This window comes from Sphingobacterium sp. 1.A.4, from assembly GCF_002734245.1.
Taxonomy (GTDB): domain Bacteria; phylum Bacteroidota; class Bacteroidia; order Sphingobacteriales; family Sphingobacteriaceae; genus Sphingobacterium; species Sphingobacterium tenebrionis.
Genome location: NZ_PEAZ01000079.1, coordinates 1 through 22,511, shown reverse-complemented (window position 1 = coordinate 22,511; position 22,511 = coordinate 1). Strand labels below are relative to the sequence as shown.

27 protein-coding genes and 1 pseudogene are annotated in these 22,511 nt (G+C 41.0%); 12 read left to right on the top strand and 16 right to left on the bottom strand.

Going from position 1 to position 22,511, the window contains the following annotated elements; genetic code table 11:
* Positions 1-13: 13 nt before the first annotated feature.
* Together CRJ00_RS19215 and CRJ00_RS19210 are read left to right on the top strand one after the other, a co-directional pair.
* Positions 14-235 (top strand): annotated as a pseudogene (locus tag CRJ00_RS19215) (transposase); the annotation flags it as partial.
* Positions 236-293: 58 nt separating this feature from the next.
* A complete protein-coding gene (locus CRJ00_RS19210; RefSeq protein ID WP_257213792.1) occupies positions 294-419 on the top strand; it encodes a hypothetical protein in 126 nt (41 codons plus the stop codon).
* Between the two features lie 212 nt (positions 420-631).
* On the opposite strand, the gene CRJ00_RS13765 is transcribed toward CRJ00_RS19210, so the two are convergent.
* From CRJ00_RS13765 to CRJ00_RS13725, 9 genes are all read right to left on the bottom strand, one after another.
* On the bottom strand, positions 632-2,944 hold the full coding sequence (locus CRJ00_RS13765) for a multicopper oxidase domain-containing protein (protein WP_099367347.1): 2,313 nt from the start codon (positions 2,942-2,944) through the stop codon (positions 632-634).
* The gene (locus tag CRJ00_RS13760; RefSeq protein ID WP_099367346.1) at positions 2,941-3,795 is read right to left on the bottom strand and encodes a DUF3347 domain-containing protein; all 855 of its coding nucleotides are present in this window, start codon (positions 3,793-3,795) and stop codon (positions 2,941-2,943) included. Before CRJ00_RS13760 ends, CRJ00_RS13765 begins: the two co-directional genes overlap by 4 nt.
* 127 nt (positions 3,796-3,922) lie before the next feature.
* On the bottom strand, positions 3,923-4,255 hold the full coding sequence (locus tag CRJ00_RS13755) for a hypothetical protein (RefSeq protein ID WP_134776885.1): 333 nt from the start codon (positions 4,253-4,255) through the stop codon (positions 3,923-3,925).
* 62 nt (positions 4,256-4,317) lie between these two features.
* Positions 4,318-4,461 carry a hypothetical protein gene (locus tag CRJ00_RS13750; RefSeq protein WP_218962222.1) on the bottom strand — a complete coding sequence of 48 codons (144 nt, stop codon included), beginning with the start codon at positions 4,459-4,461 and terminating at the stop codon, positions 4,318-4,320.
* A 46-nt stretch (positions 4,462-4,507) separates the two neighbouring features.
* Positions 4,508-5,107 carry a methyltransferase domain-containing protein gene (locus CRJ00_RS13745; protein WP_099367344.1) on the bottom strand — a complete coding sequence of 200 codons (600 nt, stop codon included), beginning with the start codon at positions 5,105-5,107 and terminating at the stop codon, positions 4,508-4,510.
* Between the two features lie 53 nt (positions 5,108-5,160).
* Entirely contained in the window at positions 5,161-5,613 is a 453-nt protein-coding gene (locus tag CRJ00_RS13740; RefSeq protein ID WP_099367343.1) for a GNAT family N-acetyltransferase, read from the bottom strand.
* A gap of 12 nt (positions 5,614-5,625) precedes the next feature.
* Positions 5,626-6,708, bottom strand: a complete 1,083-nt coding sequence (locus CRJ00_RS13735) for a DUF695 domain-containing protein (protein WP_099367342.1) — start codon at positions 6,706-6,708, stop codon at positions 5,626-5,628.
* A 69-nt stretch (positions 6,709-6,777) separates the two neighbouring features.
* Complete coding sequence (locus tag CRJ00_RS13730) at positions 6,778-7,182, bottom strand: DUF5606 family protein (RefSeq protein ID WP_099367341.1); 405 nt, start codon at positions 7,180-7,182, stop codon at positions 6,778-6,780.
* A gap of 15 nt (positions 7,183-7,197) precedes the next feature.
* Positions 7,198-7,656, bottom strand: coding sequence for a peptidylprolyl isomerase (locus CRJ00_RS13725; RefSeq protein WP_099367340.1), 459 nt, complete (start codon positions 7,654-7,656; stop codon positions 7,198-7,200).
* Positions 7,657-7,757: 101 nt separating this feature from the next.
* Here CRJ00_RS13725 and radC point away from each other — a divergent pair, with 101 nt between their 5' ends.
* Both radC and CRJ00_RS13715 read left to right on the top strand, forming a co-directional pair.
* Positions 7,758-8,444 carry a RadC family protein gene (gene radC, locus CRJ00_RS13720; RefSeq protein ID WP_099367339.1) on the top strand — a complete coding sequence of 229 codons (687 nt, stop codon included), beginning with the start codon at positions 7,758-7,760 and terminating at the stop codon, positions 8,442-8,444.
* Between the two features lie 76 nt (positions 8,445-8,520).
* Positions 8,521-9,231: a pirin family protein gene (locus CRJ00_RS13715; RefSeq protein WP_099367338.1), complete on the top strand. Its 711-nt coding sequence runs from the start codon at positions 8,521-8,523 to the stop codon at positions 9,229-9,231.
* 254 nt (positions 9,232-9,485) lie between these two features.
* Here CRJ00_RS13715 and CRJ00_RS13710 read toward each other — a convergent pair whose 3' ends face one another.
* Positions 9,486-9,860 (bottom strand): hypothetical protein, encoded by a 375-nt coding sequence (locus CRJ00_RS13710; RefSeq protein ID WP_099367337.1) that lies wholly within the window; start codon positions 9,858-9,860, stop codon positions 9,486-9,488.
* Positions 9,861-10,014: 154 nt separating this feature from the next.
* Between CRJ00_RS13710 and CRJ00_RS13705 the strand changes: the two genes are divergently transcribed.
* Positions 10,015-10,401, top strand: coding sequence for a single-stranded DNA-binding protein (locus CRJ00_RS13705; protein WP_180268495.1), 387 nt, complete (start codon positions 10,015-10,017; stop codon positions 10,399-10,401).
* A gap of 189 nt (positions 10,402-10,590) precedes the next feature.
* On the opposite strand, the gene CRJ00_RS13700 is transcribed toward CRJ00_RS13705, so the two are convergent.
* Positions 10,591-12,006, bottom strand: coding sequence for an alkaline phosphatase (locus CRJ00_RS13700; protein WP_099367335.1), 1,416 nt, complete (start codon positions 12,004-12,006; stop codon positions 10,591-10,593).
* A gap of 136 nt (positions 12,007-12,142) precedes the next feature.
* Here CRJ00_RS13700 and CRJ00_RS13695 point away from each other — a divergent pair, with 136 nt between their 5' ends.
* Positions 12,143-13,441, top strand: a complete 1,299-nt coding sequence (locus CRJ00_RS13695) for an OmpA family protein (RefSeq protein ID WP_099367334.1) — start codon at positions 12,143-12,145, stop codon at positions 13,439-13,441.
* 138 nt (positions 13,442-13,579) lie between these two features.
* Positions 13,580-13,888: a hypothetical protein gene (locus CRJ00_RS13690; RefSeq protein ID WP_099367333.1), complete on the top strand. Its 309-nt coding sequence runs from the start codon at positions 13,580-13,582 to the stop codon at positions 13,886-13,888.
* Here CRJ00_RS13690 and CRJ00_RS13685 read toward each other — a convergent pair.
* Positions 13,866-14,435 carry a lipocalin family protein gene (locus CRJ00_RS13685; RefSeq protein ID WP_099367332.1) on the bottom strand — a complete coding sequence of 190 codons (570 nt, stop codon included), beginning with the start codon at positions 14,433-14,435 and terminating at the stop codon, positions 13,866-13,868. The two genes, CRJ00_RS13690 and CRJ00_RS13685, sit on opposite strands and share 23 nt — an antisense overlap.
* 29 nt (positions 14,436-14,464) lie before the next feature.
* On the opposite strand from CRJ00_RS13685, the gene CRJ00_RS13680 reads away from it, so the two are divergent.
* Entirely contained in the window at positions 14,465-14,974 is a 510-nt protein-coding gene (locus CRJ00_RS13680; RefSeq protein ID WP_257213791.1) for a DUF4268 domain-containing protein, read from the top strand.
* Positions 14,975-14,998: 24 nt separating this feature from the next.
* Positions 14,999-15,790 carry a S1/P1 nuclease gene (locus CRJ00_RS13675; protein ID WP_209023115.1) on the top strand — a complete coding sequence of 264 codons (792 nt, stop codon included), beginning with the start codon at positions 14,999-15,001 and terminating at the stop codon, positions 15,788-15,790.
* 57 nt (positions 15,791-15,847) lie between these two features.
* Here CRJ00_RS13675 and CRJ00_RS13670 read toward each other — a convergent pair whose 3' ends face one another.
* Positions 15,848-16,411 (bottom strand): hypothetical protein, encoded by a 564-nt coding sequence (locus CRJ00_RS13670; protein ID WP_099367330.1) that lies wholly within the window; start codon positions 16,409-16,411, stop codon positions 15,848-15,850.
* Positions 16,412-16,499: 88 nt separating this feature from the next.
* Here CRJ00_RS13670 and CRJ00_RS13665 point away from each other — a divergent pair, with 88 nt between their 5' ends.
* On the top strand, positions 16,500-18,503 hold the full coding sequence (locus CRJ00_RS13665; protein ID WP_099367329.1) for a M13 family metallopeptidase: 2,004 nt from the start codon (positions 16,500-16,502) through the stop codon (positions 18,501-18,503).
* Positions 18,504-18,593: 90 nt separating this feature from the next.
* Here CRJ00_RS13665 and CRJ00_RS13660 read toward each other — a convergent pair whose 3' ends face one another.
* Together CRJ00_RS13660 and CRJ00_RS13655 are read right to left on the bottom strand one after the other, a co-directional pair.
* Positions 18,594-18,929 carry a YegP family protein gene (locus CRJ00_RS13660; RefSeq protein ID WP_099367328.1) on the bottom strand — a complete coding sequence of 112 codons (336 nt, stop codon included), beginning with the start codon at positions 18,927-18,929 and terminating at the stop codon, positions 18,594-18,596.
* Positions 18,930-19,002: 73 nt separating this feature from the next.
* A complete protein-coding gene (locus CRJ00_RS13655) occupies positions 19,003-19,386 on the bottom strand; it encodes a YchJ family protein (RefSeq protein WP_257213790.1) in 384 nt (127 codons plus the stop codon).
* Between the two features lie 106 nt (positions 19,387-19,492).
* Between CRJ00_RS13655 and CRJ00_RS13650 the strand changes: the two genes are divergently transcribed.
* Both CRJ00_RS13650 and CRJ00_RS13645 read left to right on the top strand, forming a co-directional pair.
* Entirely contained in the window at positions 19,493-20,017 is a 525-nt protein-coding gene (locus tag CRJ00_RS13650; protein WP_099367326.1) for a lipocalin-like domain-containing protein, read from the top strand.
* Positions 20,018-20,120: 103 nt separating this feature from the next.
* The gene (locus CRJ00_RS13645; protein ID WP_099367325.1) at positions 20,121-22,031 is read left to right on the top strand and encodes a class II glutamine amidotransferase; all 1,911 of its coding nucleotides are present in this window, start codon (positions 20,121-20,123) and stop codon (positions 22,029-22,031) included.
* A 247-nt stretch (positions 22,032-22,278) separates the two neighbouring features.
* Here the strand turns inward: CRJ00_RS13645 and CRJ00_RS13640 are convergent, their stop codons facing one another.
* Positions 22,279-22,458, bottom strand: a complete 180-nt coding sequence (locus CRJ00_RS13640; RefSeq protein WP_099367263.1) for a hypothetical protein — start codon at positions 22,456-22,458, stop codon at positions 22,279-22,281.
* Positions 22,459-22,511: the final 53 nt, after the last annotated feature.

Sequence of the window (22,511 nt, the reverse complement as noted above, 5' to 3'; positions counted from 1 at the left end):
CCAGCAGATCATCATGGAGAATTACGGGGAACTCAACGCGAACCTGCGGAGCATACCGGGAATAGGGCCACGCAGCGCAGCACTGCTTATCATCCTGACGGACGGTTTCAGTCGGTTCGAGGGGCACAGGCAGCTGATATCCTATTTCGGACTGGCGCCCAGGATATTCGAATCCGGTACCAGCGTAAAGGGAAAGGGGCATATCTGCAAGATGGGGATGGGCCACGTCAGAAAGGTGCTGTACATGGCGGCAATATCCGCCATCAGGAGCAACACCGCCTGCAGTGAGCTTTATGGGAAGGTTGATGGAAAAAGGAAAGCCATACAAGGTCGCAATCATAGCAGTGGTGAACAAACTGATCAAACAGGCATTCGCCATCGCAAAATCTGGAAAGGGCTACATCGCAAAAGCGGCCTAATCAGAATATTATTTGGAGAAAATTTAATTTATTATTTGGATATATACACAGTTCATTGCGAGAATTACGTCATTGCGAGGAACGAAGCAATCATTAACAACGTCATTGCGAGGCCTTGCGTCATTGCGAGGAACGAAGCAATCTTTCGATTAGTGTAAAGATTGCTTCGTCGTGCCTCCTCGCAATGACGGATGCCTCGCAATGACGTAGGTTTAATAATTCACACTCAGCCCAATCCCATAACCCATATCCGAATCATAATGACCTCGCACACCAAAATTTTTAGTCAAAATATACCTCAGATCTAACATATACTCCTTATCCGTATTCACCATAAATCCACCTCTCAGTCTCTTGGTCAAAGGAATATCCTCCCGCATTAACCCCAACCTCAACGTTCCATCATGATAAACCTCCGCCTGGAACCGAACCAGCATCGGTAAAGTATAAGCAAATCCTGCACTGAACAAAGCCCGTTCATCCTTACTATTCGCTTGGCCGAAAAGATTCTTCTCCGATTCATGGTTTTCCATTTTCCGATACCGATAATCAAAACCTACAAAAGGCATAAACCACTGCATCTTCCCAATATACCTTCCCAAATGGGTTTCCACCTCATAACCATGCATCTTATTATAACCCAAGCGCCATTCCGTGGTCAAGCTATACCTCGCATTATGGGCCATTAATTCCCCATCATTCCCATTCGTGGCAAAATCATTTTGGATCATGAAATGAGCCATGTTGCTTTCCTTCTGAAGCATCGGGTATCCCATCCGCTCATTGGGAAGATAAGGGTTTGCAGGTTGGTTCTCCGTGCTGAAAACACGACCCATTCCCGCCATCATATGATAAAGGATATGGCAATGAAAAAACCAATCACCATCCGCATTGGATTCAAATTCAATAGTATCGGTTTCCATCGGCATAATATCCAACACATTTTTTAAAGGAGCATATTCGCCTTGTCCATTGATCACTCTGAAATCATGACCATGGAGATGCATCGGATGCCGCATCATGGAGTTATTGAACATGGTGATCTTTAATACTTCACCTTTCTTGATCAGGATCTTATCCGATTCGTCCAAGACCTTATTGTCCAAGCTCCAAACATAGCGGTTCATATTTCCGGTCAATTCAAAATGTAAGTTCCGGACAGGCGCATCCTTCGGAAGGGAAGTAGGAATAGTTGATTTTAACATCCCATAATTCAGGGTTTTGATGTATCCCGACCCTTGATGACTGTTCATATCATGTCCTTCATGGGTCGCTGAATTATCTTGCTTCTCCTGCATATCATGTCCCTTATGGTCTTGTATATCATGGCCCTTTTGATTCTCCTGCATCTGATGCCCTTCATGTGCCTCCTTCTGCTGATCTTCCATTTCTGGATACATCACCGTATTCATATCCATTTTCTGGAGCGTCATTTTCATGCCCATATCATCCAGATCCCCATTCATCTTCATCATGTCGTTCATCATCTTCATCCCCTCAAAATATTTAAGGGTAGGAAGGGGAGTAACCAACTGTTTGATGCCATTCCCTAAATAAATGGAAGAATTTCCTGTCCGATCCTCTGGCGTAGCCATGAATTCATAGGAAAACCCATCTTCCGGAATGGTCACTATCACATCGTAGGTTTCTGAAACCCCAACGATCAAACGATCAACTTCCACCGGTTCTACGTCATTTCCATCATTCGCAACCACCGTGATCTTACCACCGGCATAGGTCAACCAAAAGTAGGAGGAAGCCCCGGCATTGATCACACGAAGCCTAACCTTATCACCCGCTTTGAAATCCGGATACACTTTTTCAGAGCCCCCATTAATGAGAAATTTGTTGTAATAAACATCACTCACGTCCATGGCCAACATGCGTTTCCATTCATTCGTCACTTTGGTCTTGAAATGTCCCGCCTGGATTGCTTCTGCATAACTCTGAACCGCGTTCTTTTTGATCGCAAACCAATCATTTGCATTGTGCAACATCCGGTGTACATTGTCCGGATCCAGATCAGTCCATTCGCTAAGCACCAAGGGGATGGATGGAATATCGTCTATTCCCTTTCGGAAAGTTGGATCACCCTTCTTTTTATTGAATATGATGGCTCCATACATGCCTATTTGTTCCTGCATTCCCGAATGACTATGGTACCAATAAGTACCATTCTGTTTGATCGGAAAACGATATACAAAAGGTTCATCGGTCTTGATGGGCATTTGGGTCAAAAAAGGAACCCCATCTTCTTTATTAGGCAGAAACACCCCATGCCAATGTAGGGATGTTCCTGCTTTCATTTTATTATGGACATGCACTTCTGCGGTATCTCCTTCTGTAAAGGTCAATGTCGGCATCGGAATACCGCCATTAACCGAAATTCCGTTCTTTGGTTTTCCGCTGAAGTTGACCATGGTATCCCTTACATAAAGATCATATCGCACGACCTGTTGTGCATCCGCCGGAAAATACAGGACTGCCGATAATAGGAGCAGGATGTATTTCGTTAGATTTCTCATATCTTTTCTTTTACCGAACCACAGGTCAACATTTTACTGCCGAAGTAAGGGTTTTTGATCTCTTGCTCTGAACTTAACCAAAACGCACCTTTATTATTGTTTGCCATCGGACAGAATTGCCAATAAAGAGGCTTATCCGCTTTGGCTACCTTTGCTAAGCTGTAAAGATTGTTGGAAAGATTGATGAAAGTGGCCCTTTGTTTATCGATGGATTTCTCCGCTGCAATCGCTGAAGCGTCTTTTTCCAAGGATTTATAGACTTTCATCCAAGCATCATGTTCTGATTTTTCCAATTTCCCCATATCCACTTGTTGAATAGCCTTGCTTAATTCTTTGGCATGAGATGCCGCAGTATTCGAATTGCTAGCGACCAAGGCATCTTTAAGACCAAGATAATGGCCATAAACCGAGTTCAGACTGGTTTCCTTGGTATTGTTCATTTTATGGCTTGAATGGGCTGCATGATCATTTTTAGCAATATGCCCTGCATGGTCTTCTTTTGCAACCGCCGTTTCATGATCCCTATCATATAAACAACATTCATGCAATTTAGCATACACATCGTCAGGGGCACGGAATGATTCATTATCATAACCTACCTGCGCAATTTTCTTCAAAATGGCCTCTTTTGATGTTTTTGTCTTATCAAAACTGATGCTAGCCGTTTGGCTGTCTGCATCCCAATTAACCGCCGAAATGTTTTTCTCGTTTCCTGCTTTTTCAATGTTTTTTTTGCACATCCCGCAATTCCCCTTGATACTTGCTGTAATGGTTTCCTGATTCTTGATTTGAGCATGTAATGCTCCAATACCTAATACACTGATGAAGATATATATCGTTAATTTTTTCATTTTCTTAAATTTTTAATCACATAAAATAGCCGTCATACCGTTGGGTAATGACATCCATAGAAAAGCTAGCCATTCTTACGAATACATCCATATTCGTAAGAATACTACCTAAATAAATTGAAATAGATTAGGCTATTTTAGGAGGGGTAAAAATTTTAGAAAATCCAGCACTGGATAGCGGCTGGTCATAGAAGTGATATTCTGTAATATTTTCAGTAGCAATAAATTGAAAATCTAAATGCTGTACCAATAAAAAGGTATGTTGTACCATAGGAATGATGCAACAGCATGGGCCATCGGAAGAACAACAGTCTTTATTCGGAGAGGCATGTTCTTGATCTGTAGAAGCATGTTCTTCAGTGTTTTCTTGCTGCGCATGCGTACAGCTCATTTCTTTTTTCGGGGAGGAATGCTCTTCACAGGCCGCTGATTGTTTTGGAATGAAGATCCAACACATCATGATTATCGGTATGTAGAGCAATTTCAACATGTCTTTATAACGACAAATCTAAAGAAATGTTTTTAATTTTTTCTATTTGGAATGTCACATGTGCCATTGACCCCACAACCCATATTGAATAAAGGTAAAATGCTGAACAGCACCCCAATACCTGCGATCAACCATTGTTCTGCTTTGACGCCTTGGATAACGATGAGTATCCCCATTATTAGCCGTAGGAAGCGCATAATGGTCCATTGACTTACATATATTTTAATCTTTTCCATTTTTCTTTTTTAAGATGATAAACAATTCATTTCCTTGTCGTTCCGGGATACTGTTCCGGCAAGGCTCCATCACACAGATGTCCATTGACTTCTCGAACAGCGGTCTATATTCCGCCTCTGAACCACCGAAAGGAGGGCCCTGTCTTTGGAATTGGGTATTGAACAATACACCGACCAACTGACCAGCGACCTTTAAAAGTTCTGCCATTTTAGAAACATAGGTTGGTCTTAGTGCAGGATCCAGAGCACAGAAAAACGTTTGTTCGAGGATGAGGTCGTACCGTCCTTCCAATTCGAAAAAATCCCCATGGATGATACGGATTCCTTCTTTCCCAGCGAACTTTTCCTTCACCAGTTCCACAGCCTTCTCCGCAATGTCGATGACGGTGATATTGTTAAACCCTTGTTCCAATAAATAGGCCGCCTCATAGGCATTTCCACAGCCTGGTATCAGGATGGAAATCCCTTTGTTCTCCAAGCCGTTAATATAGTCAACCAATGGGGTGGAGGGATAACCAATATCCCAACCCAATTGATGATGTTGCCACCTATTGTTCCAATAACCTTGATCAAGTGTTTCACTCATTTCTTTATACCTTCAAAATTCGTTAAAAATTGCTTTATGTTTTGTAACCTAGGTTACCTGGTAAAAGCATATTCCATTTTTACCATATCAAATCCTTCCGCCCAGTAATCTTTTTTCCTTTCAACTTCCACAAAACCATGCTTGGCATAAAATTCTTCCGCCAATTGGGAAGTTCGCACAGTAATATGTTTAATAGCTGGATTGCTCAATATGTGCCCCAATCGATGTTGCATCAATCTGGATCCCAAACCTTGTTGTTGCCAATCGGAAGATATAAAGTCCCAGCTCAGTTTGGCAAGATTTTCTGACAGCTCAAAGTTGATGCCTGCCCCCGCAACCACTTTTCCATCTACCTCTAAAACGAAATAATCTTCCAGTTCCTTATCCAGATAGGATTTAAAATCCTCCAATTCATTCGGATGGAAATATGTTGGAATATTGGATTTCAGAACCTGTAATAAAGATTCCCGATCTATGGTATCATAGGGACGAATGTTTATTTCCATTTCTATAAGAAATTATTGGTTGAATCGTTCGAATATCTGCCAGTATTTATCTTTGAAGATATCCGCCGTGATCTCCACTCCATCATTGAACTGTGATCCTAGCCAATCTGCAATCTTAGCAGGCATCCTATAATCTTTGCAGGCAAAAAACAGCTCACATTTTCCATCGCCAATTTCTCGACCGATATAGATATATCCTTCCAGATTGGGTAATAATTGTAAGGTCAGTTTGTCGATTTCTCCTAAAACATCCAAATCCTTTTGATTGGGCATGCCTGAATCATGGACCTCAAGGAAGTTGATCATCAATACCAATATCCATGGGTGGGAGGCTTTATTATCCCAGTTCAAAGCGCCGGTATTGATTGTGGAGATGATAGGGGTATCGTCTTCCAGAATCGTTTCAAAACTGGTATAGCTATCGTTTTCATCGGAATAGGTAATATCCTGGTATTTTTCCACAAATTCTTTTTCTCGCCAATTGATGTATTCCGGTAGTTTTTCAACTGGAATTTCTTCAGGAACCTCTTCTTCTGGACCAATCACTTGGATGCGGTCGATTTTTTCGATCATGGCCTCCTCGCCCAGAAAATTGTCCAGGAAAATATAGACGCCATTCACGATTTCATCGGCCAATTCTTCCCTCCAATCCTTATAGATCATCACCAGATCGATCTCATCTGGATAGGCCGGATGGTTTTTTGGATAGAAAGTGATATTACTTTTGCTGAACACCAGATCCATCATCCTGATCTCAAAAGAAGGGATATTAGTCGGCGGTTTAAGGGCTTTGAAACTCCAATTTTCGATCTCGGGTGCTGCCGCCAAGATTTCTTCCGCCAGGTAAACGTTCTGTATGTTCCCATCGGGAGTAAAGATCAATTCCGCGACATCATCATTCTCAATGCCTATCAGGAAAAACAATCCCAGATCCAATTCTTCGATCTTGGGTGCTAGAATGGCAATTAAATTCTCCTCTACGTTTTCTCTAGCCCTTAAGGTCTGGAGGAAGTTTTCACTATTATCCTTGAACCAATTCCAAAAGGATTGGTATTGGGAGTTTTCTATTCTGCTCAGTTCTTCGTATAGACTCATAGGCTAAATATATAAAAAAAAGGCCTAATAGCGTGTGCTAATAGGCCTTTCGTATTTTTTTTGATCCACTTATACCAAAGGAGCCGGAGCTTCTTCATCGAACAAAGGAAGTTCTTTGATGATGTTGTACCAAGTGATGATTTTTTTGATATCAGAAGAATACACACGTTCTTCATCGTGGTTAGGGGCAACTTCACGGAAAAAATTACGTAAAGTAGCGCCATCAGCCTTCACATCTGGAGTTTCCACATTATCGGTTTTGATCTTTTCAAAGATATCCAATAAACGGATTTCCTCATCTTCACCGTAGATGGTGATGTCTTCCAATGTTGCCATTTTGGTTGTAGAAAGGTTGACTACAGATTTCAGCTTGCTAGCGTCTAAGGTTTCCAATACGAAACCACCTTTATTTTGTCCGATTAATTTGAACAGACCTGGTTTACCAGTAACTGATACTAATCCTCTTAAATTCATGGGTATAAAACGTTATTAATCTTCGATTACTTCAATTCCTAAGATTCTGTCACCTTGACGGATATCATCCACTACAGCCACATTTTCGATCACTTTACCGAAACAAGTGTGGTTGCGGTCAAGGTGAGCGGTATTGTTACGGCTATGGCAGATAAAGAATTGAGAACCTCCAGTATTACGGCCAGCATGAGCCATGGATAATACACCACGGTCATGGTATTGGTTCTCACCAGTCAATTCACAATCAATTTTGTAGCCAGGACCACCAGTTCCCGGAACACCAGTTGCACCTTCGCGGGTGTTTGGACATCCACCTTGGATTACAAAATCAGGGATTACACGGTGGAAAGTCAGTCCATCATAATATCCTGATTTAGCTAACTTGATAAAGTTTGCCACCGTATTTGGAGCGTCTGCTGTGTAGAATTCCACAGTCATGTCGCCTTTTTCAGTCTTGATAATTGCTTTACTCATAGTTTTCAAAATTATTGAAATAAGTCACAAAGATACATTTTCTCGTACTATTTTTCTATCTTTAAGCAGATAGGGTTCTTAGCGTCTTGATAATCAGTCATATGGAAAAAATGGTGATCCGCGAATGGGCGGAGGCAGATAGACCTAGAGAAAAACTATTGACCTTGGGGAGAAGGGCCGTAACAAACGCCGAGCTATTGGCGATATTGTTGGGTTCTGGTTCGACGGAAGAAACGGCCGTGGAACTCTGTAAAAGAATATTGCTCAGTGTGGATAATAATCTGCTAAGATTATCCAGAATGGAAGTGAATGATCTGTGCAGATTTAAAGGGATAGGAACCGCGAAGGCGGTTAGTATCATAGCCGCATTAGAACTGGGAAGGAGGAGGCAGGAGACGGATGGAGCCCTTCAGGAACCATTGAACAACAGTAATTTGGCCTATACTTATATCAAGGACCAACTACAGGATCTGCCACATGAAGAATTCTGGGTCATTTATCTTTCCATTTCCTGCAAACCCTTGGATAGGCAACAGATCAGCCGAGGGGGAAATGATTTTACACCAGTTGATATTCGAATTATCCTTCGGCATGCCCTTATCAACCAAGCACATTCGCTTATTCTGGTCCACAACCATCCCTCTGGTACCTTAAAACCCAGTGAAGCCGACAAAGCACTCACCAAGAAAATACAAGCGGCAGCAAAAACAATGGATATATACGTAATCGATCACCTGATCATCACCGATTCTAGTTATTACAGTTTTAAGGATGAAATGCTGATCTAGTTCTTTCTTACCATACATCAATGCGTAGACAAACCAATATCAACATCTTTGTGTTATAAAATTGGAGGAAAACAAAATGGCAAAATACACATTGCATAAAGCAGATTCTAGGGGTGATGCGAACCATGGATGGTTGCATTCTAGACATACATTCAGTTTTGCTGGATATTATAATGCCGAACGCATGAACTTCGGCGCGTTAAGGGTTTTGAACGATGATTATGTTGCAGGAGGCATGGGTTTTGGAAGACACCCCCACAGCAATATGGAAATCATTTCGATTCCTTTGGAGGGTGAATTAGCACATAATGATAGCATGGGTACCGGTTCGGTGATCAAAAAGGGAGATATTCAGGTAATGAGTGCCGGAACAGGTATCGAACATAGTGAATACAACCACAGCGAGACAAATCCAGTAAGATTTTTGCAGATCTGGTTGATTCCGAATAAGCAGAATGTAGAACCTAGATATGATCAATTGAGTATTGATTTTGATAAGACAAAAAATAATTTTTTGCAGATTCTATCTCCGGAGAAGGATGATGATGGGGTTTGGATACATCAAAATGCTTGGTTCCATTGGGCTGATTTTTCGGCTGGTTATGAACGGGAGTATGTGTTGAAGGATAAACATAATGGATTGTATGTTTTTGTGCTGAAAGGGGATGTGGAAGTTTCGGGACATAAATTGGAAAGCAGGGATGGGTTAGGGATTGTTGGAGAGGAGCATGTGACGATAAAGGCAGATACTCAAGCAGAATTTCTATTGATGGAAGTTCCTGTTTAAAACCTCGTCATTGCGAGGTACGAAGCAATCTTTAACACGTCATTGCGAGGCCTCTCGTCATTGCGAGGCACGAAGCAATCTTCCCACATGTCATGCTGAGCATCGTCGAAGCATCTGTTCGTTATTAACCGTACAGATCCTTCGACTGCGCTCAGGATGACAAAAAGACTGTGCTCAGGATGATACAGTCCAAAGATTGCTTCGTCGTGCCTCCTCGCAATGACGTAGACCCCTCCTCGCAATGACGAACCTTGTCAAGCTGTTTTTTGTTTTTCTTTACTATTCTTAACGATCAGCATCATTCCATTCTCAATTTCCAGAAAACCATATTCATAGCTAAAGTAATATGTTTGCCCTTTATTCGTATTTAATATATGAGTGTGGTAATCAATAGAAAACCCCTCCGATAATAATTTCACTTTATTCACCTTTACCATTTTTTCTTCCCCCAGGAAGGTTTCCAAAATCCTTCTGTTCCTTTTCAATTTTCGGTTTATTTTTCGGAGTACATCCTCATCGTTACTGTTTTTCCGGTTATTGAACACATTACGGCAATTATCATCACAGAACTTTTTATCCGACCTTCCTTTAATGATCCGATGACATTCTGAACAGGTTTTCTCTTCCATATGGGTTTGTATAAGCTAATTAAACGATTATAAACATTTATATCCAGCTATAATTAATTGATATCCGAGTGTTGCTGGCCATACGTTGCAACTTTGAACTGTGTAATCAAGCCTTCTGGCAGTTAATATATAAAAACAAGTTAAAGTTATGATTATGAGTTCATTAAAAAATTCAGTACAATTATTAGGTAGATTAGGTAGAGATGCGCAGGTAAAGGTTAGTCAAAATGGCGTACAATATTGCCATATCAGTTTTGTGACCAATTTAACCTACCTGGATAAAGATAAGAATGAGGTTTCCACCGTGCAATGGCATTCGTTGAGTATCTGGGGTAGCCTGACCAGAGTCCTGGAGAAAAAAGGGCAGAAGGGAAGCCTTTGGATTGTCCAAGGCAAGCTGGTCAATAACACCTACATCGATCGAAATGGAATGGAGCAACGGAAAACCGAAGTTCGGGTAGACCGGTTATTGTTCCTATCCAGCCCCAATGAAACCAACCTGCCTATATCAGAGGCCATGGCCGCGTCGGCAAAATCATAAAGGATAAAATAAATCATAATAGATTATATAAATCATAAGATAATATAAATCACAGAATAGTTTATATAAGTCATAAGATAATATAAATCATAGAATAGCTTATAAAGCACAAAAAAGGTGGGCCATTTCCGAATGGCCCACCTTTTTCATTTAACCGTTACAGTTACTTTTCTGCTTTGGTAAAAGCAATTATTCTGGTAAATTCCAGCCGGCAATCTTTGCTACCGTTTTAGGAATATCAATATTATCCATTTTATTCTTGAACTGCTCCGCACCTACACCGATTGCAAATACCGGAATATAAGCCGCAGAATGGCTTCCAGAAGCCCAACTCAACGAAGATGCTTTGTTCAACGCGTTTACCGCTAAAGAAGCAATCTTATCATTGGATGCATATAAGCTTTTTTGCGTTTCGTTCTGGTGGTTCACAAAGCTTTTCTCGTAAGCTGCAAAGATTTCTTTTTCGTCTTTCTCTGCTACTTTAACATCTTTCCAAAGTCCAGTATGTTCTGTTAGGAAAGCTTTCACCTGATCCCAAGATGCTGATGCATTCTTAGTACGGAAGTCGTTGATCAATGTAGACATCACTTCCTGAGAGATCTTTTGGTTAGCAATGGTTTTCAAACGTAAGGTTGAACTTCCATTACCCAAAGCCAATCCTCCGGTTTCATGATCCGCTGTAACCACGATCAATGTTTCTTCTGGGTGTTTTTGGTAAAATTCGTAAGCCTTTGCTACCGCCGAATTGAAATCCAAAACCTCCTGAATCGTTGCTGCACCATCGTTTGCATGACAAGCCCAATCGATCTTTCCACCTTCAACCATTAAGAAGAAACCGTTCTTTCCTTTGCTCAAGGATTCGATCGCTGCAGATGTGATTTCCGCCAACTGAAGATCGCCAGGCTTCTGGTCGATCGCATATTTTAAGGATACATTATTTGCACCTTTATTGTTCATCAAAATGATCTTATCAGAAGAAGCTTTTGCCTGGTTGTATTCGGCAATACCATTCACCAATTTATAACCTGCTTTTTCCAATTGTGGCAACAAGGAAGGAACTTCTTCTTTTTTGGCATTGGTCGTTGGTTTTAGGAAACCTGAACCGCCAAAGAAATCAAATTTAGATTTGATAATATCCAAACCGATCTCATGATACATGTCGCGATCCGGTTGGTTTGCATAAAAAGAAGCCGGAGTAGCATGGTCGATACTCACGCTAGAAGTAATACCCACTTTCATACCTTTTTCTTTGGCAAGGTTGGCAATGCTTTTATAAGGTTTCACACCGGCACTATCCATACCGATCACTCCATTTTTAGTTTTATGGCCAACCGCCAAAGCCGTACCACCGGCTCCTGAATCCGTAACCCCATGCGATAGGGAATGGGATGTCGCGAAAGCAACATGAGGAAACTTACTGAAAACCAAAGGTAGGGTACCATTCTTATTCTGTTGAGCAGCTAAAAATGCTTCCGCTACATTTACTTGGCTAAGACCCATTCCGTCTCCAATCAAGAAAAAGATATACTTCGGTTGCTTTTGGGCATTGGCTATACCCGTGAAAAGAATTAATGCTAAAAATAAATTAAATAGTCTTTTATTCATGTCGTATTTCGAATATGTATAATATGTTTACAAAAATAGGGTTCAGAAGTTAAGTTAATATTAATTTAATAATGAAATCCCATGCAAACAAATTGTTACATGGTTTGTTACTGCATTATCACTAATCGTATTTATTATGGAAAACCGATTGCTAAATGCAGCCCGCTCTCTTTTTGATGGAGATACCATCAATGGATTAGCTCAACGAGAAGGGTTGACTTCAGAACAAGTAAATAAAGGATTGGATGCTTCGCTTCCAGCTTTATTTTTGGGCCTACAACAGCAACCAGAAGGTGCTTTGCAGGGAATTTTAGACAAATTTAAAGGAATGTTCACCGGAACAAATGAACCCGGGCAGGACATCACTGTTCCTATAGACCGCCCAGATTCCGGATTTGGAAATGAGACTCAAGGATTGATCGGCCAATTATTTGGCGGAAAACTAGACCTCGTTCTAGAGAAATTATCAGGGTTTTTGGGGATGAACGGAGGTTCGGTCATGAACTTATTAAAAGCTGCTGTACCATCTGTTATTTCAGCCTTGACCATGAACGGGGTGAATTGGAATGCTAGCCGTATTTCCAGCGACCTGAACGAAAACAAAGCCGGATTTTTGAGTGCATTACCAGCTGGCCTTTCCTTAGGCCTATTCGGAGATGGAATTTCCCGTACGGAGCCAATCGTAGATCCGGTAAAAGATGTATTGGTAGAAGAACCAGTAGTGCCTGTAAGAGAACGCGTTGAACCAGTTACGCCGGTAAGAAACATCAATGAACCGGTGGTGGTAGAAGAAGAACGTAAGCGCGGGGGTGGTCTTTGGTGGCTTCTGATTCCATTATTGTTATTGGCCCTATGGTTCCTGTTTGGTAAAAACTTCCGCAATGATGACAAAGCGGCGACCACTGATACCACGGTTGTTGTTAATCCTGTGGAGCCAGATACCATCACAACAACGGTTCCAGCTCGTGAATCGATCATGGTTACCCTTCCTGATGGAAGTACGTTGAACGCTTACAAAGGCGGAATCGAAGATCAGTTGGTTCAGTTCTTGACCGCTGGTTACAGCACCATGTCGGATGATGACCTGAAAAACCGTTGGTTCGATTTTGATAACCTTAATTTCGAAACCGGTACATCGACCATCGTTCCGGAAAGCCAAGATCAGGTAAATAATATTGCTGCCATCTTGAAAGCATTCCCCGATACCAAAATCAAAATCGGTGGATATACCGACAAGACAGGTGATGAAGATCTTAACAAGAAATTATCTAATGATCGTGCCGTTGCAGTGAAAAATGCATTGGATGCGAAAGGGGTAGGAGCTCAAGTTATTGAGACCGAAGGTTATGGTTCTGAATTTGCGAAGTATGATGCTTCAGCACCAGAGTCTGACCGTATCCTAGACAGAAGAGTTTCTGTGAGTGTTCGTAAGTAATTTTGCTCAACATTAATTAAGCAAGAGAACGCTTATATACAATCATACCGTTCTATGCTTGCATAGAACAAAAACGGGGATAGTAAAGATTATCTAATCTTTTTACTATCCCTATTTTTATTTAATTATTTTTGGGACATGCTTACAACGACCCAGAAAAACATGATTCAGGATGATTTTGAAAAATTCATCAAGCATTTAGGTGCCGAAAGAAGGGGATTGGATTTTCAATTGTTTGGCGAATATGCCGGATCCATATTGAACTTCTATGTGGGGAGTTCTTTGCTCAGCCTAGCTGAAAAGCCTGAGGCGGCCCTTCAGCTAAGTAAGCTATTCAATGCGGGCATGAAGAACATCATTTCCGCTACAGACCTGCAAGAAATAGCCGAGGCGATCTCACAGGATACTACCTTAAATTATTCCGTTATTCAGCCAGTATTTGGCTAGTTTGATCCACAAGATCTTCTTGATTGGTCCAAACGAGGTTCTGGATCTGGTAGCCATAAGCTAGGGCATAATCCAAATAGATTTTCTTTCTATCTTCCGAAAGCTCCTTGCTGCGGGATAAAATCCACATATAATCCAGATTTTCGCCGAAGATCAATACATCCTCGTAATTTGGATTTAATTGAACGATGTTATACCCGGAATAGAACGGTCCGAAAAAGGAAACCTTTAATGCACCTTCCGTCTCACTGTCAATAAATTTCGCTTTTCCTGTCCTTTGCTTTAATTCTCCGGTACGCATATCTATACCTTGATTAAGTACCTTGATACTGCCATCTTCATTGAATTCATAGGTCGCACTTACATTCCTTAAGTTCTTTTCATGCTTGAAATCCAATCGGGCAATTTCATACCATAAACCTAAATATTTGTTGATATCGAAATTGCGAACAACTTCCACGTTGGAGCGGATGGGTTTCAGGTAGTTGTATAGCACAGACCCTAATGCAACGGCAGATAATGCGATAAGTGATTTTTTCTTGTTCATTGTAATTTTTTAATAATAAACAACCTAAAGTGGATAAAAGTTTAGGGAGATTCCTAGCTTTGCCTAAAATTAACGATTTGTACTCAAGAGAAGAAGCGAAGAAGATAAAAGAAAACTTTTGGACCAGCTTCGGCCAATATATGTCCGTGGTTCCCAATGTAGATGGGGAGAAGGTCACTTGGGTAAACTATAAAACCGGTATCAAACACCTGTTTTTCAGGATGGACGCCGATAATAAACACGCGACAATTGCTATTGAAATCGCTAATCCTGACGAAGGCATCAGGGCATTGATTTGGGAGCAGTTCAAGGAATATGAACAAATGCTTTTAGAGGAACTCCACGAAGAATGGATCTGGGATTTTGATTATTACGATGAGTACGGGAAAGCAAAGTCGAGGATATTCATGGAAATAAGGGGTGTTAGTGTTTTCAAACAGGAAGATTGGCCACAGCTGATTTCCTTTTTCAAACCAAGGATCATGGCATTGGATAGTTTTTGGTCTTCCGCGCAGTATGGTTTTGAACTCTTTAAATAATATCAATAAATAATAACAGCATATATGAAACTAGTAGGTAGAATTCTAGTGTTTTTTATGATCCTGACAAGCAGCCAGGATGTGATGGCTTGGGGAATGACCGGGCACCGGGTGATTGCAGAGATTGCCGAAAAACACCTCAACCGCAAAGCTAAGCGAAACATAGAGAAATTGATCGGTCACCAAAAACTGGCCTATTGGTCCAATTGGGCAGACTTCATCAAATCATCTCCGGATACCCTGATCAATCGTACCGGATCTTGGCATTTTTTGAATACAGCCGGAAACCTGACCTACGAGCAGTTTTTGGTTGCCTTGCAGAATTCACCAGAAGAGAACCTGTACAAAGCCTACAATCGGGTCAGAAAACAGGTGGTCAATAAAGAGTTAACGCTGGAGCAAAGGCAGCAGGCCTTTTATTTTTTGGTGCATCTCTTGGGCGATGCGCATCAGCCGATGCATGTCAGTCGAGCGGAAGATTTAGGTGGAAACCGGATCTCTATTACCTTTTTTGGTCGTGAGGGCAATATCCATCGCGTTTGGGACAGCGACCTGGTCGACAATGAAAAATGGTCCTATACCGAGTTTGCTCGGGTATTGGATTATGAAAAATATTTCTATAAGCAATACACCAATTCCACATTGGAGGAATGGCTATATGAATCGCATAAGCTCGCGAATATCATCTATGATGATGTAGCAAAAAACAACAAACTTTCCTATGACTATATCTTTAAGTTCAAGAGTCCAATGGAAGAGTGTTTATTGAAAGCTGGCCTGCGTTTGGCCAAGGAACTGAACAGTATCTTTGGTTAAAAGCGTAACAAAGCTTAAAGAAAAATGCCCTGAGGAGTTAATCCTTCAGGGCATTTTTTATTTCAACATTTCATTCATGCTCTTGAAGACATGGGAATCATTCATCTGCTTGGTCAATGTAATATTCTTCTTATTGAACGTAATGCTTTTTTCAGTTTTATCAACTACATACGGACTGCTTCTTAACTTTCTGAAAGAGATCTGTGAAATCAAAAAGCCAAGTTCCTCTTCCCAGTGGGAGACCCTGTTCAAAATAAACTGTTCAAATATTTTTCCGGCTATTTTCTCCTGGAGTTTTTCTTCGTTTATGATTTCATTCTTTTTGATCTGACAATAAACCATATCACCCTTTTCAAAACAGTCGAACTTATTTCCTCGGGTGATTTTTACAGCTGTTTTTTTATCAAAAAGTTCCATATGCATGAATTCCAGGGCTATATCACTTTTTTCAATCGCTGGGAACCTGAAAGATTGCTGCCGGATATAGGTTTTAACTTCTTCCATGGAGATCAGGGGATGTGCATAGATCGTTGGTAAGGCGGGGTTCTTCAGATCCAGGATGATCCCTTCCTCCGTTGAACTGACCAATTCATAGCCTTTACCGTCGATTTCTAAATACATAGCGCAAATTAACCATTTTGGGTTAGAATTCTTATGTTTGTAATAAGAACGTTCTTCGTTCTATTACTATAAAACAAAAGGTTTAATTATGAAACAATATGTATTTATGGCGGCTTTGATGGCCAGCACAGGATTATCCTATGCACAGCAACATCAAGCGATCAATCCGTCGTACATGGACAAAACTGTCCGCCCACAAGATGATCTGTACAATTACGTAAATGGTAATTGGATGAAAACAGTTCAGATCCCTTCCGATAAAGCGCGTTGGGGTTCTTTCGACGAGCTTAGAGAAAATACGGATAAGGCGTCTTTAAAGATCCTAAAGGAATCTCTGGACCAGAAGTTCGAGAAAGGTTCGGATGGACAGAAAATCGCTGACCTTTACCGTTCCTATGTGGATTTCGAAACCAGAAATAAATTAGGATACGAGCCAATCCGCCAACAATTAGCGGATATCGATAAGGTGAACAACCTGAACGACCTGTATAATTACTTCGTGAAATATGGTGCTACCGGTGGAAACCCATTCTTTGGGGCATATGTTTATGCGCACATGAAAAACAGTAAAATGAATGCTGTTTATCTTGGTGGTGGAGGTTTAGGCCTTGGGCGTAACTATTACCAAAAGGTAGATGAGAAAAACACCGAAACGTTGGGTAACTATAATCAATACATCAATACCCTATACAACAAGATCGACCCAAGAACTAGAGATCTGAAAGGTCCTAAAGTAATCGAGTTCGAAAAGTTGATCGCTGCTAACCTAAAAACGGTGGAAGAATCCAGGGATGCACAGAAACGGTATAATCCTGTTGCGGTGAAAGATCTTAGCAAAATGGTGAAGAACATCGATGTAGCGAAATATGTGAAAACATTAGGTTTCCAAGCAGACACGGTGATCATTGGCGAAATTAAATATTACCAGAATCTGGATAAGATCGTCAATCAGGAAAATCTACCAGTGATCAAGGAATATCTGAAATTCCATGTAATGGATGATGCAACAGGCTACCTAACCAAAGAACTGGATGAACTTTCCTTTAATTTCTATGGTCGTACCTTAAAAGGTCAGCAAGAACAACGTGCCTTGGATATGCGCGGATTGGAATTCGTGAATGGAACTGTGGGTGAGCTTTTGGGAAAAATCTATGTAAAGGATAATTTCCCGGCGGAAGCGAAACAAGCCTGTGAGGAATTGGTTCAATACCTGATCAAATCATTTGACCTACATATCAAGAACTTGGCTTGGATGTCGCCAACTACGAAAGAAAAAGCATTGGAGAAATTGTCAAAATTCAATGTGAAGATCGGTTACCCGGACAAGTGGAAAGATTATTCTTCTTTAGCGATTGGTACTTCGTTGGTAGAGAATGTAAATAATGCGAAATTATGGTCATTTAAGGAGAACTTGGCGAAACAAGGAAAGCCAGTAGATAAGTCGGAGTGGGGTATGACACCTCAAACGGTAAATGCATACTACAATCCAATGTTCAACGAGATTGTATTCCCGGCAGCTATCCTTCAGCCGCCTTTCTATGATTACAAAGCAGATCCTGCAGTAAACTTTGGCGGAATTGGTGCCGTTATAGGTCACGAATTATCCCATGGTTTTGATGATTCGGGTTCGCAATATGATGGTAATGGAAACCTGAGCAACTGGTGGACCGATGAAGACCGTGCTAAATTTGAAAAAGCAGCAGATGCCTTGGTTGCACAGTTCGAGTCTTATGAACCGGTACCAGGTGTATTTGTAAATGGTAGATTTACCTTGGGCGAGAATATCGGTGACCTTGGTGGATCATCGGTTGCTTTTGATGCCATGCAAGCTTACCTAAAAGATAAAGGGAACCCAGGTCTGATCGATGGTTATACCCAAGATCAGCGTTTCTTCCTTTCATGGGCAACCATCTGGAGAGCGAAAACCACGGATGAATTTGTGGTGAACCAAGTGAAAACAGATCCACATTCGCCAGCGCAATACCGTGCGATTGGACCAACCATCAACTTGGACGCATTCCATAAAGCATTTGGAACCAAAGAAGGCGATAAGCTTTATGTTCCTAAAGATAAAAGGATTGTTATTTGGTAATCAGACCAAATGAATATAAAAACAAAAGGTCCTGATCTCACATCAGAACCTTTTGATTATACAGGAGCTGCCTCAGGGCGGCTCTTTGTATTAATGAGTTGTTGTATCATCTACAGGCCCATCTGGAGCATTCTCCATAACAGATTTAATACCGTTTGAGCGACCTGCTTCACTTTCGTACATTTCACTTGTACCGATGATCTGACCATTTCCAGCTTTCAGATTGAAATAGAACTTACCGTTCTTCGCTGTCAATTTGTCGAACTTACTTTCATCTGCAGCATTCTTCTTTACTGATGCAATGCCATTTTCACAAGCTGCTTTGGTGGTGTAGCCTTCGCTACTTAAAATAACCTGGCCGTTGGAAGCCTTTAGGTTGAATTGAAATTCTCCGTTTTTCCTAGTAGAGATTACAAACTTTCCCATAATCGATTTTGTTGTTTATAACCTAATTTACTAAATTTCAATAAATAGTAGATAGGCTTAAAAAACTTTTTTCTTAAGCAAGGAGCTTTCCATCTACATAATACCATATTCCTTGCAGTTTTTTGAAATTGGATTTCTCGTGATGCTCCTGCAAAACCATATTCCTATCCAAATAAATGGCTTTGAATTCAATGGTTGATGGGGTGGTTTTCAGGATGTTAAGTTCCTGCCAATTAGATTCGCGACTCCATTGTTCAATTTCTTTTTTGTTCTGGAACCTTCGGGTCTGGGGATGGAAAGTTTCATAGATAAAATCTATCTTTTGTAACACAAATGCTGTATACCGAGCACGCATTAATTGCTCGCATGTTTCGGCATTCTTAAGATTCGAGTGCACCAATTCACAACATTGCCCATAAGGTAGGGCAGACCCACAAAAACAATTTTCGCTCATCATCAGCGAAGATAAAAAGGAAATTTTGCTATCGAAAATTTGTATATAAAGAATGTTACAAACTATTAATGAATTTTCACCGTTATTCACATAAACAATAATATCCTAAATGACAACATTGAAAAATGAGTTAGTTGGCACTTGGTCACTACTTTCCTATATAGAAGTTCCATTGAATGGTCTGGATTCCACTTTTCCCATGGGCAAAAATCCAAAAGGTTCCTTAATTTATGGTCCAGATGGGCACATGTCTGTCCAGATTTCCAGTTCCGAACGAGGTCTGTTCAGTTCCAATGGTCGTTTCATTGTGAACGAAGAGGAATTACTTTCCTGCGTAAAAGGCTTTATTGCTTTTGCCGGATCCTACCAGATTGATAATAATGCAGCGACGGTTACCTATGCTATTCAGACATCTTCCTTTCCCAATTGGGAAGGACAATTGCAGGTGCGCAAAATAGATTTCGAAGGCGATATCCTTTACCTGAAATCAGTTGAACCTATTTTGTCCGGGGGGAGTTATGTAAACAGTTACATGACCTGGCAACGATTGGAGAAAATGGAATTACAGTCCCGCAGGGAGAGATTTGTGGAATTCAATGCCTTAAAACGCGAAAAAACGGCTTTTGAGGACTAATATAATCTATTTGTAAAAAGCATATTTTCCACGACATTTTTTACCTTTTTATGTATAGGAGATTTTTTCAAAAATCCGTACCTTTGCAGCATCAATTCAAGCTATGAGTGACGCTATAAAACACGAGTGCGGGATCGCACTTATCCGACTGTTAAAACCCCTATCTTATTATCAAGAAAAATATGGTACGCCCTACTACGGGATCAACAAGTTGTACCTGCTTATGGAAAAGCAGCACAACCGTGGTCAGGATGGGGCAGGGATCGCGACGATTAAATTCGACGTGCCTCCCGGCAACCGTTATATTTCCAGATACCGAGCGATGGGTTCATCTGCAGTAGCTGAGATCTTTGAATATGTTCAGAAGAAATTTGCAGCTGTACAAAAGGCTTATCCAGAGGAGTCGAAAGATACCCAATGGTTAAAAGAGAATGTAAGTTTTACGGGCGAGGTTTTACTTGGTCACTTACGTTATGGAACCCATGGTAAAAACAGCATCGAAAGCTGTCACCCATTCCTTCGTCAGAACAACTGGATGTCCAGAAACTTGGTAGTTGCTGGTAACTTCAATATGACCAATGTTGATGAGCTTTTACAACAGCTTTACGACCTGGGCCAGCATCCAAAGGAACAAGCCGATACCGTTACGGTATTGGAAAAAATCGGACACTTCCTGGACGAAGAAAACCAACAATTGTTCGATAAGTTCAAAAAAGATGGCCTGTCGAACATTGAGATTTCTGCGCAGATTGCCAAAAACATTGATGTTTCCAATATATTGACCCGTTCAGCCAAAACCTGGGATGGTGGTTATACCATTGCTGGGATCTTTGGACATGGGGATGCATTCGTGATGCGTGACCCAGCGGGGATCCGTCCGGCATTCTATTACCAGGACGATGAAGTTCTTGTGGTAGCATCTGAAAGACCGGTTATCCAAACAGCCTTCAATATTCCATTGAATGCCGTGAAAGAGATCAAACCAGGTCATGCCTTGATCGCGAAAAAAGATGGAACGGTTTCAGAAGAAATGTTCCGTGAGCCCGTTGAACAGAAATCCTGTTCTTTCGAACGTATCTATTTCTCGAGAGGTTCGGATGCGGATATCTATCAGGAACGTAAATCCTTAGGACGATTGCTTTGTCCGCAGGTGTTGAAGTCCATCGACAACGATATCAAGAATACGGTATTCTCTTTCATTCCAAATACGGCCGAAGTATCTTATTATGGGATGATGGATGGTATCAACGCTTACGTGAGAAACTGCCAAAAGGATATCCTATTAAATAGGGACGATAAGATCACCGATGAGGAAATGGAAGAGGTATTGAGCATGAAACCACGCTTTGAGAAATTGAACGTGAAAGATGCTAAATTACGTACTTTCATCACGCAAGATGCAGATCGCCAGGATATGGTTCAACATGTCTATGATACCACATATGGTATTGTTCGTGACCATGAAGATACCATTGTTGCCATCGATGACTCCATCGTACGGGGAACGACCTTAAAACAAAGTATATTGACCATCTTGGATCGTTTGCATCCTAAGAAGATCGTAATCGTTTCTTCAGCCCCTCAGATCCGTTACCCGGACTGTTATGGTATTGATATGTCCCGCATGGGTGAGTTTGTTGCTTTTGAAGCTGCGATCTCCCTATTGCGTAAAAAAGGATTGGCACATATTATTGAGGAGGTTTACCAGAAATGTCTGGCATCGACGACGCTTCCAAGAGAAAAGGTGCAGAATTATGTGAAAGCGATCTATGAACCATTCACCGATGAGGAGATATCTCAAGAGATTGCTAGGATTATTAAACCACATAGCCTAAAAGCAGAGGTTGAAGTGATCTTCCAAACATTGGAGAATTTACATGAAGCATGTCCGAACCATAAAGGGGATTGGTACTTCTCCGGTAATTATCCAACTCCAGGAGGAAATAAGGTGGTGAACAAAGCCTTTATGAACTGGATGGAAGGAAAGAATGTAAGGGCTTATTTTAGTAGTTAGTTTTTGTCTAGTATCTAGTAGATAGTATTTAGTAGTTAGACACTACAAGCGCTTAAACAGGCTGAATCATGATAAATGGTTCAGCCTTTTTTTTGATTGTAATTTTTTTTGCCTCACCGCGTCATTGCGAGATGTCCTCCACGTCATTGCGAGGAGGCACGACGAAGCAATCTTTGAACTCTGTCATCCTGAGAATTAAAAATTTGAACTAAATTTATCGGAAGGTGATGACATTTAGTAACTTAGTTCATTGACCATTCTGCAGTTTGACCGGACTATCGTATAGTGCATCTTGCCTGTCCCTGAGCTTGGTTCCATAGATTGAGGCATTGGAGTTTGGTACATCTTTTAGATTGTCCGTATGGTAGCCTGCCGTGTATTTTTCCTCTATGGGCTTAATGGTTTCACATTTTAATTGATGTGCCATGAAAATCATTCACGATCATGCTGCGGGGATCGATATCGGTTCACGCAGAATCT